We start from the raw sequence: 13621 nt of genomic DNA, 5'->3' as shown, positions 1-13621 counted from the left end.
CGGGCAGGGGGCAATCATGCGTGTGCGGAACGCGCGGCCCCTTCGAACGCTAGGAACACGATGCCCGATCTTTCCCATATCCTGAACGCCCGCGAACCGCTTACGCTGGCGCAGGTGGCACGGGGCGCGCAGCCGCTCGTCATGGCCGATCTGGCCCGCGCCAGCACCGGCCGCGCGGTGTTCATCGCGCCCGACGATGCGGCGATGCGCGGGATCGTCGAGGCAGCGGCTTTCTTCGCCCCCGAACTCGACGTGATCGAGTTCCCGGCATGGGATTCGCTCCCTTACGACCGCGCCAGCCCGGCGCTATCGATCAGCGCGCGCCGGCTGGCCGCCCTTCACCGGTTGCAAACGGGCAAGGCCAAGGCGCAGCTGATCGTCACCACCGCCAATGCCGTCCTCCAGCGCGTGCTCACCCCGTTCCGCATTCGCGAAAGCGTGCGCGAGTTCAAGGTGGGGACCGAGATCGGCCGCGACAGCCTCGCCGCGTTGCTCCAGCGGCAGGGCTACAGCCGCGCGGACACGGTGATCGACAAGGGCGAATATGCCGTGCGCGGTTCGATCGTCGACATTTTCCCGAGTGGCATGGAAGAGGCGTTGCGGCTCGACTTCTTCGGCGACGAGCTGGAGAGCCTGCGGACCTTCGATCCCAATACGCAAATGAGCACGGGGCGGCTGCAATCGCACCTGCTGCTGCCGGCCAGCGAAGCGCTGCTCGACGACGACAGCATCAAGCGCTTCCGCAGCCGTTACCGCGAGATGTTCGGCGCCAACGCCACGCAGGACCCTCTCTACGAGGCCATCAGCGAGGGTCGCCGCCTGGCGGGGATGGAACACTGGTTGCCCTTGTTCGAGGACAAGCTGGCCACGCTGTTCGACCACCTTGCCAACGACGACCTCGTCGTGATCGACCAAGCGGCGCTGGCAGCCGCGGACGAGCGCGTGAAGGATATTGGCGACTATTACGACCAGCGCACCGCCATTACCGGGCAGGCCAAGGGCAATTACCGGCCGTTGAAGCCCGATGCGCTCTATCTCACCGCCGCCGAATACAAGGCCGGCCTTGCCGCGGCCCCCGCCCACCGCGCGACGCCCTTCGATGAACCCGAAAGCGACAAGGTGGTGAATTTCGGCTTCCGTTCAGGCCGCGATTTCGCGCCCGAACGTGCGCGCGGAGACAATGTCTATCCCCTGCTGGCCGACCATCTCAAAGCGCTGGCGAAAGCGGGCAAGCGTCCGCTGCTCGCCGCCTATTCGAAAGGCAGCCGCGCGCGCATCGCCTCGATCCTCGACGAGGCTGGCACGGCGGTGCAGATGGCCGACACCTGGCAGGAAGCGCTGGGCCTGTCGGCGGCGAAGGGATCGGGCGTACCCAAGCCGACGGCGATGATCCTGCCGATCGAGGCGAGCTTCGCAAATGACGAGCTCGAACTGCTGACCGAGCAGGACATCCTTGGCGACCGGCTTGTGCGGCGCAAGAAGAAGCGCAAGGATGCCGACGCCTTCCTCGCCGAATTGCAGGCGCTCAGCGTTGGCGACCTGATCGTCCATACCGAGCACGGCATCGGCAAATATCTTGGCCTCGAACCGATCCCGGTGGGCAAGTCCAAGCACGATTGCGTCCAGCTCGAATACAAGGGCGGCGACAAGCTGTTCATCCCCGTCGAGAATATCGACGTGCTCAGCCGCTATGGCTCGTCCGAAGAGGCGGTTCAGCTCGACCGGCTCGGCGGCGAAGCTTGGCAGAAGCGTCGCGCACGGCTGAAGGAGCGGATCCTCGAGATCGCCGGCGAGCTGATGCAGGTCGCCGCCCAACGCGCGCTCAAGAAAGCACCCGTGCTGGAGGTGGAGGACGGCCCCTACAACCAGTTCCTCGACCGTTTCCCGTGGGAAGAAACCGACGACCAGGAACGCGCGATCGAGGATGTTCTTGGCGACCTCGAAAGCGGCAGACCGATGGACCGTCTGGTCTGCGGCGATGTCGGGTTCGGCAAGACCGAGGTCGCGCTGCGCGCCGCCTTCGTCGCGGCAATGAACGGCCAGCAGGTCGCGGTTGTCGCGCCGACCACTCTGCTCGCGCGCCAGCATTTCGAGAATTTCGCGTCCCGCTTCAACGGCTTCCCGCTCAAGGTCGGCCGCCTGTCGCGACTCGTCCCGGCGCGCGAGGTAAAGGAAACCCGCGCGGGGCTGGCCGATGGCCAGGTCGATATCGTCGTCGGCACACATGCCATCCTGTCGAAGCAGACCAGCTTCAAGAACCTCGGACTGGTCATCGTCGACGAGGAACAGCGTTTCGGCGTCACGCATAAGGAAAAGCTCAAGCAATTGCGCGCCGACGTGCATATGCTCACGCTCACCGCCACGCCGATCCCGCGCACGCTGCAAATGGCGATGACCGGCCTGCGCGAACTGTCGACCATCCAGACCCCGCCGGTCGACCGCCTCGCGGTGCGTACCTATGTGATGGAATGGGACGACATGGTGATGCGCGAAGCCCTGCTGCGCGAACACCATCGCGGCGGGCAGAGCTTCATCGTTGTCCCGCGGATTTCCGACATGGAAGCGATTTCCGACTGGCTCCACGAACACGTCCCCGAGGTCAAATTCGTTGCCGCGCATGGCCAGATGGGCGCGGGCGAGATCGAGGAACGGATGAGCGCCTTCTACGAAGGCAAATACGAAGTGCTGCTGGCGACCACCATCGTCGAAAGCGGGCTCGACCTGCCCAGCGCGAACACGATCATCATCCACCGCGCGGATATTTTCGGCCTAGCCCAGCTCTACCAGCTGCGCGGACGCGTGGGCCGTTCGAAGCTGCGCGCCTATGCCTATCTGACCTATGCCACCGACACGCAATTGTCCGAGGTGGCTGAAAAGCGCCTCAAGGTCCTCGGCGATCTCGACAGTCTTGGCGCAGGCTTCCAGCTTGCCAGCCACGATCTCGACATTCGCGGCGCGGGCAATCTGCTCGGCGACGAACAGTCGGGACACATCCGCGAAGTCGGCTTCGAACTGTACCAATCGATGCTGGAGGATGCGATCCTTGCGGCCAAGGCGGGCGAGCTGGGACTGGAAGCCAAGCCCGAACGCGTCAGCCCGCAGATCACCGTCGATGCGCCGATCATGATCCCCGAGGATTACGTCCCCGACCTCGCGGTGCGCATGGCGCTTTATCGCCGCCTCAACGATGCGCAGGACAAGCCCGAAATAGATGCGCTGGCCGCCGAGATGATCGACCGCTTCGGCGATCTTCCCGCCGCCACCGCCAATCTCGTCAAGCTGATCGAGATCAAGCACCAGGCGATCGAGGCCAATATCGCCAAGATCGACGTCGGTGCGCAGGGCACGCTGGTGACCTTCCACCAGGACGATTTCCCCGATCCGGTGGGGCTGCTCGCCTATGTCGACCGGCTGAAGGGCATCGCCAAGCTGCGCCCCGATATGAAGCTGGTCATCAGCCGCGCATGGGGGTCGCCCGAAAGCCGCCTCAACGGGCTGATCCAGCTGACCAAGGGACTGTCGGGTATCGTCAGGAAATCGCGCAAGCGCGAGAACGTGGCGGCCTAGGTTCCGATCAGGTCAGGCTGAGAAATGCGCTCGCGCTCATCGGTTTGGCGCGCAGGAACCCCTGATAATATTTGCACCCTTCCTTGCGCACGAGTTCGCGCTGCTCTTCGGTTTCGACGCCCTCGACCAGCACCTGGAGGTCGAGCGCTTCGGCCATCGCCATGATCGCGCGGATAACCGCCCGGTCGCGCTCGTCGTCCAACACCCCGTCGAGCATCGAGCGATCGAGCTTTATGCAATCGATCGGCAGGACCTTGAGGTAGCGGAAGTTGCAGAAACCCGCGCCGAAATCGTCCAGCGCGATGCAGATGCCGAACAGCTTCAGCTGGTCGAGCACGCGGCTGACACGGTCGAGATCGGCGAGCAGTACCTGTTCGACGATTTCCAGCGTGATCCGTTCGAGCGGGAAACCCGTCTTTTCGGCCATTTGCGCGAAATCGATGGCGAAATTCTCGGCCGCCAGATCGGCCGGAGTGATGTTGAGCGAGAGGCGCAGGTGCTCTGGCCAATGCAATGCCTTTTCCAGCGCGCGCATGACGATATGGCGTGACAGATGCGCCACGTGGTCGGCCCGCTCGGCAACCTGGAACAGCGTCCCGCCACCGATGCGGCCGATCACCGGATGATCCCAGCGCGCCAACGCCTCGGCCCCGATCAGGCGGTCGTCGTCCAATGCATATTGCGGCTGGAAGAGAATCTCGATCTCATTGCGGTCGATGGCTGCGAGCAAATCCGCTTCGAGCTGCTGGTTCGAGCGGCCCGAGCGGGCGACATCGCCCGTCGACCAGTCGATCCGCCGCCGCGCGCTGTCGCGCATGCGGGCTGCGACTTCCGACAAACGATCGAGCACACTGTCGGGATCGTCGTTCTGGGTTACGCGCATCAGCGCTATACGCGGCCACAACCGCAGGCTCGCCCCACCCGCGGGATTGACGATCGGCATGGCGATCGCATCGGCCAATGCCTCGGCCAGCCACTGCCAGCGCTCACGGCTGCATTCCTGCCGCGCGACCAGGAGAAAATTGCCGCCGCCAAGACGCGAGGCGGTCCAGGCGCTGCTGCTTTCGAGTTCGTCGCCCGCGAAATGATTGATGCGCTGCGCCACTTCGACCAGCGCTCCGTCGCCCGCCGATTCCCCGAAGGCGACATTCACCGTGTCGATCCGCCCGAGTGTGATCATCATCGCATGCATCGGGCAGGCGATCGTGTCGCGGGGCCATTCGTCCAGCCAGCGCTCGATCGTCTCGCGCGCCTGGGACTGGTCCGCCAGTCCGGTGAGAGCATCGCGCGTGTCGTCGATCTTGTCTTTGGGTATGCTGGCCATGTGACAGTCCTTATGAGGCCCGGGGGCAAGCGGTATCAGTTTTTCCAGTGTGTTGCCAAATGGGACGCGCGACCATAGGAAACCCGCGGTGCCCGGCGAGCCCTTGCCGGCACGGGAGGATGCGAGGGGACCCATGTCCGAATTCAGCCGACTGGCCCTGCTCGTGTCCGACGCTCCGCGTGCGCAGGAAGCCGCCGACAAGGAATTCCGCGCGGTCGCCGACTGGGTGCCGCTCGAAGAAGCCGACGCGGTCGTCGTGCTCGGCGGCGATGGTTTCATGCTGCAGACGCTGCATGCCATGCTCGACAGCGGCCGGATCATCCCCGCCTACGGACTCAATCTCGGTACGGTCGGCTTCCTGATGAACCGCAACCGCAATCCCGAAACGCTGCTCAAACGGATCGGGCGGGCCAAGCGCCACCATATCGCCCCGTTGCGGATGGAAGCGACCACGCAGGCTGGCGCGCAGCACACCTTCTGCGCCATCAACGAGGTTAGCTTGCTGCGCGAGACGCGCCAGACCGCCAAGCTCGAAGTGACCGTCGACGACAAGGTGCGGATCCCCGAGTTGGTCTGTGATGGCGTGCTGCTGGCAACCCCGGCGGGCTCGACCGCCTACAACCTTTCGGCCGACGGCCCAATTCTGCCGCTCGATTCGAACCTGCTCGCGCTTACCCCGATCAGCCCCTTCCGCCCGCGCCGCTGGCACGGGGCGATCCTGCCCGACCGCAGCCGCATCACGCTGCGCGTGCTCGAGCAGGAGAAGCGCCCAGTCTCGGTCGTCGCCGACCAGCGCGAGCTGCGCGATGTGGCCGAAGTGAACCTCGAAATCGCCCGCGACAGCGAATTGACGCTGCTGTTCGACCCCGGCCACGCGCTCGACGAACGTATCGTCGCCGAGCAGTTCGTGGTCTGAGCGGCACAGCAGAACCGCGGCGCGCAATTTTTGCCATTTGCCCGCTTGCCAAACCGTATGACCGCCCATATAGGCGCACCCCTGCCCAGCGGGCTGCTCCCCGATAGCTCAGCGGTAGAGTAGGTGACTGTTAATCACTTGGTCGTTGGTTCGAATCCAACTCGGGGAGCCACTTTTCTCACACATTCAGCAGCAAGCGCCCGCCCACCCAGGCGGTGAGCGCGGCTGTGCCGTAGCGGATCCAGCGTTGCGGGAGATATTTGAGCGCGAGCAGACTGCCGATCTGCCCGCCGATCGCGACCGCAACCAGCAGCGGCAGGCCCAGATCGACCGCCGCGCCGAGGCGGCCCGTGCCGCCCTTGAGCAATTGCCCCGCCAGACCGAACAATGAATTGACGAGGATGAACAGGCTGGCGGTCGCGGCTATCGCGCGCGCGCTGTCCCAGCGCGCGAGGTGCAGGAACGGGGCGAGGAAGATGCCGCCGCCAATGCCCACCAGACCCGCGAGGTAGCCAAAAGGCACCGCCAGCACCGGCATCAGCCCAGAGAAACGCGTCGGTTCTGCCGCGGTCGCATCGCGCGATGGCAGCAGCAACGTCAGCGCGGTGAGGACAAGGCTGGCGCCAAGGATGGCAAGGAAGGTCGCTTCGTCGATCGGGGTGAGACCGCCGAGCAATGCGGCGGGCGCCGCAATCCCCGTCAGCACCAACGCATTGCGCCACGGCGTGACCTTGGCGCGAGCAAACCGCACCGAACTGCCCGCCACCACGACGATATTGCACGCCAGCGACAGCAGCGGGAGCAGGCGATAGTCGACCTCGGCGAGCGCCAGCAGCGCGGTATAGGTCGAACCGCCGCCGAACCCGACGCTGGCATAGAGCAAGGCTGCCACGAAAAATGCGACGAGGAGGGATGCCATGGCCTTCGCCTAGACCGCCACTGCGCCGCGCGCTAGCGTCGCGGCACAGGAGGACGAGGGATAATGCAGGCAGGGAATATCGAACTTGGCGAGGCGCTCGTCCGCGCTGGGCCTGGCGATGCCGGCAAGATCGGCGACATCACCGCCGAGGCCTTTCGCAATGATCCGTTCAACCTCTGGCTATTCGGCAAGTTCGCCGGGATCCGCAATCTGTTCAACCTGCAGGCGCGGCGCATCTATGTCCCGCGCGGCTATAGCTATTCGTTGGGCGACGAGGGTGCGTGCATGTGGATGCTACCCGGCGGCGAGGCGAGCTTTTCGCTGCGGGACTATGCCGCCTTCGCCATTCCCACGCTGGTTCGCTGCGGACCGGGCGCGGTGGCGCGCGGGATACGCACCGGCGATGCGATGGCGCAGTGCCATCCCGCTTTCGATCATGCCTATCTGTTCAGTATCGGCCTGCTGCCATCGGCGCAGGGCAAGGGCCTGGGACGCAAGCTGATCCGGCCGGTGCTCGATGCCTGTGACCGGATGCAACTGCCCGCCTATCTCGAGAATTCGAACCCGGCGAACACCGGCTTCTACGCCTCATGCGGCTTCGAGCCCTTTGGCGATCCGATCCATCCCGAACCCGGCAGCCCGCCGCTGGTGCCGATGGTCAGGCAGCCCCGCCGCGCCTAGCGACAGGGCTGCCCCGACCGGTTATCACGCATTGGCGCTGATGGCGCCGTGGCAATGCTTGTACTTGTTGCCCGAACCGCACGGGCACAGCGCGTTACGGCTGATGTCCATGCCCGCATAGGGGTTCTCGCTCACCGCGCCGCCCGGTCCCACGGCGGCGCGCGAACTGCCGGCCAGAGCGCCGAACAGCGCCTCGCGTCCGGCCGAGCCGTCGCCATCGTTGGAATTGTCGAGCCCGGTCAGCGGGTCGATGTGACCGGTGAGGAAATCGGGCAAGTCGGGCAGGTCGACCTGCGGCAGCGGCGCGGGTTCGACCAGTTCGAGCCGGATGAGCTTGTTGGTCACCGTCTCGCGCAGATTGTCGAGCATGGTTTCGAACAGGCTGAAGGCTTCCTGCTTGTATTCGTTGAGCGGCTGCTTCTGCGCATGCGCACGCAGGCCGACGACCTGCCGCAGCGCGTCGAGCGTGGCGAGGTGGTCCTTCCACTGCCCGTCGAGTTCCTGCAGCAGCACGCTCTTTTCGATCCGGCGCCACAGCGCGGGATCGGCCGCGGCGATCTTGTTCTCCATGATCGTGTCGACTTCGCTGGCGAGGCGTTCCTCGATAATCTCGGGTTCGACCTGGTCTTCCTCGACCCAGTGCTCGATCGGCGGTTCGATCGTCAGCACTTCGCCGATACGCGTCTTGAGGGCCTCGATATCCCATTGCTCGGGATAGGACCCCGGCGGGCAGGCTTCCGAGACGAGCGAATTGATCGCATCGTGACGCATGTCGACCACCACATCGTCGACCGCCTCGCTGTCCATGATCTCCGCGCGCTGTTCGTAGATGACCTTGCGCTGGTCGTTCATCACATCGTCGTATTGCACGACCTGCTTGCGGATTTCGTAATTGCGCGCCTCGACCTTCTTCTGCGCGGTCTCGATCGCCTTGGAGAGCCATTTCGATCCGATCGCCTCGCCATCCTCGAGATTGGAATTCAGCATCTTGGAGAACAGCGTGTCGGGGCCGAAGATGCGCAGCAAATCGTCTTCCAGACATAGGTAGAACCGGCTGAGCCCGGGATCGCCCTGACGCCCCGAACGGCCGCGCAGCTGGTTGTCGATGCGGCGACTTTCGTGGCGTTCTGTGCCAAGCACGAACAGCCCGCCAGCATCGAGCACCTTCTGCCGCTCGGCCGCGACCTCGGCGGTGATGCGATCGATTTCGAGGTCCTTCTTGGCCCCGTCTTCAAGCTCGGAAAGCTCGTCGCCGATGCGGAAATCGACATTGCCGCCCAGCTGGATGTCGGTCCCGCGGCCGGCCATATTGGTGGCAATGGTCACCGCACCGATGCGGCCCGCCTGCGCGACGATATGCGCCTCGCGTTCGTGCTGACGCGCGTTGAGGACCTCGTGGTCGACGCCTTCCTGCTTGAGGAATTCGCTGAGCATTTCCGATTTCTCGATCGACACCGTGCCGACCAGCACCGGCTGGCCGATGGCGTTCTTCTCGGCGATCGCCTTGGCGATGGCTTTGAACTTGTCCTGCGTGTTCTTGTAGAACTCATCGTCATCGTCGATGCGCGAAACGGGCACATTGGTCGGGATTTCGACCACGTTCATCTTGTAGATGTCCCAGAACTCGGCCGCTTCGGTAGCCGCGGTGCCGGTCATGCCCGACAGTTTGGGATACATGCGGAAATAGTTCTGGAAGGTGATCGAGGCGAGCGTCTGGTTCTCGGGCTCGATCTTGACGCCTTCCTTCGCCTCGACGGCCTGGTGCAGGCCGTTCGACCAGCGGCGACCATCCATCATGCGGCCGGTAAACTCGTCGATGATGACGACCTTGTCGTCCTTGACGATATAATCGGTATCGCGCTTGAACATGTGCACTGCGCGCAGCGCCTGGTCGAGGTGATGGACCACCTGCGTGTTCTCGACATCGTAGAGATTGTCGGTTTCGAGCAGGCCCTTCTCGATCAGCATCTGTTCGACCGCTTCGGTGCCTTCTTCGGTCAGCTGGATGCTGCGCTGCTTCTCGTCCTTCTCGTACCAGTCGTCGGGGAATTCCTTCACCACCTCGTCGATCGAGGTGTAGAGATCGGACTTGTCCTCCGTCGGGCCGGAAATGATCAGCGGAGTGCGGGCCTCGTCGATGAGGATCGAATCGACTTCGTCGACGATGGCGAAATTGAAGGGGCGCTGAACCATCTGTCCGCGCTCGTGCTTCATATTGTCGCGCAAATAATCGAAGCCAAGCTCGTTATTGGTCGAATAGGTAATGTCCGCATTGTAGGCCTCACGCCGCTGATGCTCCGGAAGGTTCGGAACGATCACACCGACAGTCAGGCCGAGGAACTGGTGCAGCCGGCCCATCCATTCGGCATCGCGCGCGGCGAGATAGTCGTTGACGGTAACGATATGGACGCCCTTGCCCTCGATCGCATTGAGATAGGTCGCGAGCGTGGCGACCAGCGTCTTGCCCTCACCCGTGCGCATCTCGGCGATTTCACCGCGGTGGAGCACGACGCCGCCGACCATCTGAACGTCGAAATGGCGCATGCCGAGCACGCGGACCGAGACTTCGCGTACGGTGGCGAAGGCTTCGGGCAGGATGTCGTCGAGCGTCTTGCCATCGGCCAACTGCGCGCGAAACTTGTCGGTTTGCGCCGCCAGTTCTTCGTCGGACAGCGCCTGTAACTGGGGTTCGAGCGCGTTGATCCGGTCGACGATCTTGCCGATCGATTTGACATAACGGTCGTTGGACGAACCGAACACGGTCTTCATGATGGAATTGAACATAGGGGGCTGGCGCCTTCCGGATGAATTCTATGGTGGTATGATGAGAAGCCCGCACACAGCATGCGTGGCGGACGAAAAACGGGGGATGTCGCGGTCGGCCTATTCGTAGGCGCGGTCGACGCCCATCTGCACGGTCGGGATGACGACCGAAAAGGCCGCAGCCGGTTTGCCCGGCCCGGTCGCGCGCGGCGCAACGAGCGACTGGCGCGCCGTACTGAGCCCGATGCTTGCCTCACCCTGACAGGGATTTTCGGTATCGACGGCGCGTTCAACGCCCGATGCCGCATCATAAGCCACCGCGTGAGCAGGCGCACCGGCGGCAGCGAGGCCGGTCAGGAGCGCGAGGCAGGCGAGCAGGCGTTTAAGCATCCTGGCCGGCGAGATAGTGACGCGCAGGCAAATCGTCCAGCCCAAAGCCGGTAAACTCGCCGAAAGTCTCGCCTGCGACGCTGGGGACAGATGCGGGCCAACAGTCGGATTATCCTTCCAGTAAACATACGCTCCTGAGCGTCGCATTCGAAACGGGATTGCAGGGGGCAAGAAAGAGCACTGTCGACGGGACCTTAGATAGCCAGTCAGGCGGCTATGAAGAACCGGATGACCCCGCCGTCGTCACACGCTTGCTGCTGGCCAGCGGGCTCATGCTCTTGGTCGAACTCGCGCTGATCCGCTGGCTCGGTTCAAGCGTCGTCCACCTGTCCTATCTCTCGAATTTCGTCCTGCTCGGGTCATTCGTCGGCATAGGCGCGGGCTTCCTGATCAGTCGCAAGGAATGCTCGATCTGGCCGATTTCCCTGCCCTGCTGGCGGTCCTCGCCTATATCGCGTTTGCGAAACGATTTCGTGAAAGCAGCGATTCGCAATCGGCCTTTGCGATCAACTTGCTGGGTACGATTGTTGGCGGGTGCCTCGAATATGCGGCGCTGTTCACCGGCTACAACAATCCGCTGATCGTGACCGGCCTGCTGTATCTCGTCGACTTCCTGCTGGTGCCGAGGGCCACGGGCCGCGTAGCCTGATGCTTGTCTGGCGCGCAGCGGGGGGCTAGCGCGCGGGGAATGGATCTTACGCCTTCCCCGCTCGCCCGCCCCTTCCCCGCGCTGCCGGCAATCGACGGGGTGACGCTGCGCGTGGCGCGCGCTGGCTACAAGACCTGGGACCGGTCCGATCTGACCTATGTCGAGCTCGCCGCCGGGTGTGCCGTAGCCGGGGTCTTCACCAAGTCGGCCTGCGCTTCCAGCGAGGTCGAGATGGGCCGCGAGCAGGTGGCACACGGCCGCGCGCGGGCGCTGATCGTCAATGCGGGCAATTCCAACGCCTTTACCGGCTATCGCGGACGCGAGGCGGTCGAGCAGATCGTCGCGCAGGTAGCCGAGGCTCTGCACTGCCCCGGAGACGAAGTGTTCGTGTCCTCGACCGGCGTGATCGGAGTGCCCTTGCCCAAGGACAAGGCGCGCGCCGGAGTGGCCGCGGTGCTCGAAGCTGAAAGCTGCGGCTGGGAAGAGGCGGCGAGCGCGATCGGGACGACCGACACTTTCACCAAGGGCGCGGCAGCGGCGGCTTTCATCGGAGACCAGCGAGTCGAGCTTGCCGGGATCATCAAGGGCAGCGGCATGATCGCGCCCGACATGGCGACGATGCTGGGTTATGTCTTTACCGATGCGGCGGTGGCTCCCGCCTTCCTGCAGGAGATGCTGTCGAAGGCAAATGAGGAGACGTTTTCCTGTATCACGGTCGATGGCGATACCTCGACCAGCGACACAGTCCTGCTGTTCGCAACTGGCAAGGCGGGCAATGCGCCGCTGACCTCATGGGACGACCCCGGCGCCGATGCCTTCTACGCTGCGCTGCATGATGTCTGCCGCGAACTCGCCCTGCTGGTCGTGCGCGACGGCGAAGGGGCGCAGAAATTCATCGAGATCGCGGTCACCGGGGCGGCGGACGACGCCAGCGCGCGCCGCGTCGGCCTGGCGATTGCCAACTCACCGCTGGTGAAGACCGCGATTGCCGGCGGCGATGCCAATTGGGGCCGCGTGGTCATGGCGGTGGGCAAGGCGGGCGAACCCGCCGATCGCGACAGATTGTCGATCGGCTTCGGCGGGACATGGGCGGCGCGCGATGGCCAGCCCGTCGCCGATTACGACGAGGCGCCGGTCGCCGCACATCTTGCCGGGCAGGACATTCGTATCGAGGTCGATATCGGCCTTGGCCGGGGCCGCGCGACCGTGTGGACCTGCGACCTCACGCATGGCTACATCTCGATCAACGCAGACTACCGCTCGTGAGCGCGCTCGACCGCGATATCCTTGCGCTGATGCAGCGGGTCACCAAGCAGGCGATCCTGCCGCGCTATCGCAACCTTGCCGCGGGCGAAGTCGAGGACAAGGGCGGCAACGACCCCGTCACCGTGGCCGACAAGGAGAGCGAGGCGCTGCTGCGCGAGGGGCTGGCCGCGCTCGACGATACACTCGCCTTCGTGGGCGAGGAAACCGCGCATTCGGACCCCGCCATACTCGACCGGCTCGATCACCCTTGCTGGATCGTCGATCCGGTCGACGGGACACGCAATTTCGCCAGCGGGAAGCCGCCGTTCGGGATCATCATCGCGCGCGCCGAAGGCGGCGAGGCGCAGTCCGGGTGGATTTACGATTGCCTCAGCGGGCGCTTCTGCGTCGCGCACCGCGGTCAGGGGGCACAGGTCGATGGCGCGAGGGTCGAAGCCCGGGCGACCGGCAAGACGCCGCCGATCGCTGCCATATCGCTGATCTTCATGCAGCAGGAGCGCCGCGAGGCGACGCGGCGGCACATCGCGCCACAGTACGAGCTCGTCGACATCCCCTATTGCGCCGCCGAGCAATATCCGCGGCTGGCGCTGGGCACGAACGATGTGTCGATTTTCGAGCGCACGCTGGCCTGGGACCACGCCGCAGGCGCGTTGTGGCTCAACGAAGCGGGCGGAAAAGCAGCGCGGCCCGACGGCACACCCTATCGCGTGGACGAGGTGGGCCGGACGGGCCTGCTGGGTGCGGCGAGCCCGGCCCTGTGGGACGAACTCGCCGAACTATATGCGAAGCTGGATTAAAGCTCGCTCTCAAGCCACTGCTTGAGCTGGCCCTTGGGCGCCGCGCCGCGCATATGGGCGGCGGCTTCGCCATTCTTGAACAGCACCAGATAAGGGATCGACTGGACGCCCATCGAACCGGGGACATCGGGGTTTTCCATGATGTCCATCTTGGCGATGGTGACCTGCTCGCCCAGTTCCTCGCTCAGTTCTTCGAGCGCGGGTGCAATCATCTTGCACGGACCGCACCAGTCGGCCCAGAAATCGACCAGCACGGGCTTGTCGCTTTCGAGCACGTCGGATTGGAAGCTGGCGTCGGTGACGGCGGTGGTGGCCATGGGAAATCTCCTGAAATTCGCTTGGCCCCCGA

General features: G+C 64.4%; 11 protein-coding genes and 1 tRNA gene. 7 read left to right on the top strand and 5 right to left on the bottom strand.

Features of this window, described 5'->3' with window-relative positions; all coding sequences use genetic code 11:
• Nucleotides 1-60: 60 nt before the first annotated feature.
• Nucleotides 61-3567 (top strand): transcription-repair coupling factor, encoded by a 3507-nt coding sequence (gene mfd, locus N6L26_RS03375; protein WP_263606641.1) that lies wholly within the window; start codon nt 61-63, stop codon nt 3565-3567.
• 7 nt (nt 3568-3574) lie between these two features.
• Here mfd and N6L26_RS03370 read toward each other — a convergent pair whose 3' ends face one another.
• A complete protein-coding gene (locus N6L26_RS03370) occupies nt 3575-4891 on the bottom strand; it encodes a bifunctional diguanylate cyclase/phosphodiesterase (RefSeq protein ID WP_263606640.1) in 1317 nt (438 codons plus the stop codon).
• 133 nt (nt 4892-5024) lie between these two features.
• On the opposite strand from N6L26_RS03370, the gene N6L26_RS03365 reads away from it, so the two are divergent.
• Both N6L26_RS03365 and N6L26_RS03360 read left to right on the top strand, forming a co-directional pair.
• On the top strand, nt 5025-5807 hold the full coding sequence (locus N6L26_RS03365; RefSeq protein WP_263606639.1) for an NAD kinase: 783 nt from the start codon (nt 5025-5027) through the stop codon (nt 5805-5807).
• 97 nt (nt 5808-5904) lie between these two features.
• Nucleotides 5905-5979: transfer RNA gene (locus N6L26_RS03360), tRNA-Asn, on the top strand.
• A gap of 6 nt (nt 5980-5985) precedes the next feature.
• Here N6L26_RS03360 and N6L26_RS03355 read toward each other — a convergent pair.
• On the bottom strand, nt 5986-6726 hold the full coding sequence (locus N6L26_RS03355) for a sulfite exporter TauE/SafE family protein (RefSeq protein WP_263606638.1): 741 nt from the start codon (nt 6724-6726) through the stop codon (nt 5986-5988).
• A 63-nt stretch (nt 6727-6789) separates the two neighbouring features.
• Between N6L26_RS03355 and N6L26_RS03350 the strand changes: the two genes are divergently transcribed.
• Nucleotides 6790-7407 carry a GNAT family N-acetyltransferase gene (locus tag N6L26_RS03350; protein ID WP_263606637.1) on the top strand — a complete coding sequence of 206 codons (618 nt, stop codon included), beginning with the start codon at nt 6790-6792 and terminating at the stop codon, nt 7405-7407.
• Between the two features lie 24 nt (nt 7408-7431).
• Here the strand turns inward: N6L26_RS03350 and secA are convergent, their stop codons facing one another.
• Nucleotides 7432-10191: a preprotein translocase subunit SecA gene (gene secA / locus N6L26_RS03345; protein ID WP_263606636.1), complete on the bottom strand. Its 2760-nt coding sequence runs from the start codon at nt 10189-10191 to the stop codon at nt 7432-7434.
• Between the two features lie 99 nt (nt 10192-10290).
• Nucleotides 10291-10560: a hypothetical protein gene (locus N6L26_RS03340; protein ID WP_263606635.1), complete on the bottom strand. Its 270-nt coding sequence runs from the start codon at nt 10558-10560 to the stop codon at nt 10291-10293.
• Between the two features lie 403 nt (nt 10561-10963).
• On the opposite strand from N6L26_RS03340, the gene N6L26_RS03335 reads away from it, so the two are divergent.
• Genes N6L26_RS03335 through N6L26_RS03325 form a run of 3 tightly spaced genes read left to right on the top strand, consistent with a single transcriptional unit; the run spans nt 10964 to nt 13272 of the window.
• The gene (locus tag N6L26_RS03335) at nt 10964-11209 is read left to right on the top strand and encodes a hypothetical protein (protein ID WP_263606634.1); all 246 of its coding nucleotides are present in this window, start codon (nt 10964-10966) and stop codon (nt 11207-11209) included.
• A 39-nt stretch (nt 11210-11248) separates the two neighbouring features.
• On the top strand, nt 11249-12475 hold the full coding sequence (gene argJ, locus N6L26_RS03330) for a bifunctional glutamate N-acetyltransferase/amino-acid acetyltransferase ArgJ (protein ID WP_263606633.1): 1227 nt from the start codon (nt 11249-11251) through the stop codon (nt 12473-12475).
• Between the two features lie 29 nt (nt 12476-12504).
• On the top strand, nt 12505-13272 hold the full coding sequence (locus N6L26_RS03325; protein WP_263607243.1) for an inositol monophosphatase family protein: 768 nt from the start codon (nt 12505-12507) through the stop codon (nt 13270-13272).
• On the opposite strand, the gene trxA is transcribed toward N6L26_RS03325, so the two are convergent.
• On the bottom strand, nt 13269-13589 hold the full coding sequence (gene trxA, locus N6L26_RS03320) for a thioredoxin (protein WP_253516442.1): 321 nt from the start codon (nt 13587-13589) through the stop codon (nt 13269-13271). The two genes, N6L26_RS03325 and trxA, sit on opposite strands and share 4 nt — an antisense overlap.
• Nucleotides 13590-13621 lie beyond the last annotated feature (32 nt).

This window comes from Qipengyuania sp. SS22, assembly GCF_025736935.1.
In the GTDB taxonomy this organism is placed as follows: domain Bacteria; phylum Pseudomonadota; class Alphaproteobacteria; order Sphingomonadales; family Sphingomonadaceae; genus Qipengyuania.
This window is presented reverse-complemented; position numbering and strand designations above follow the sequence as displayed.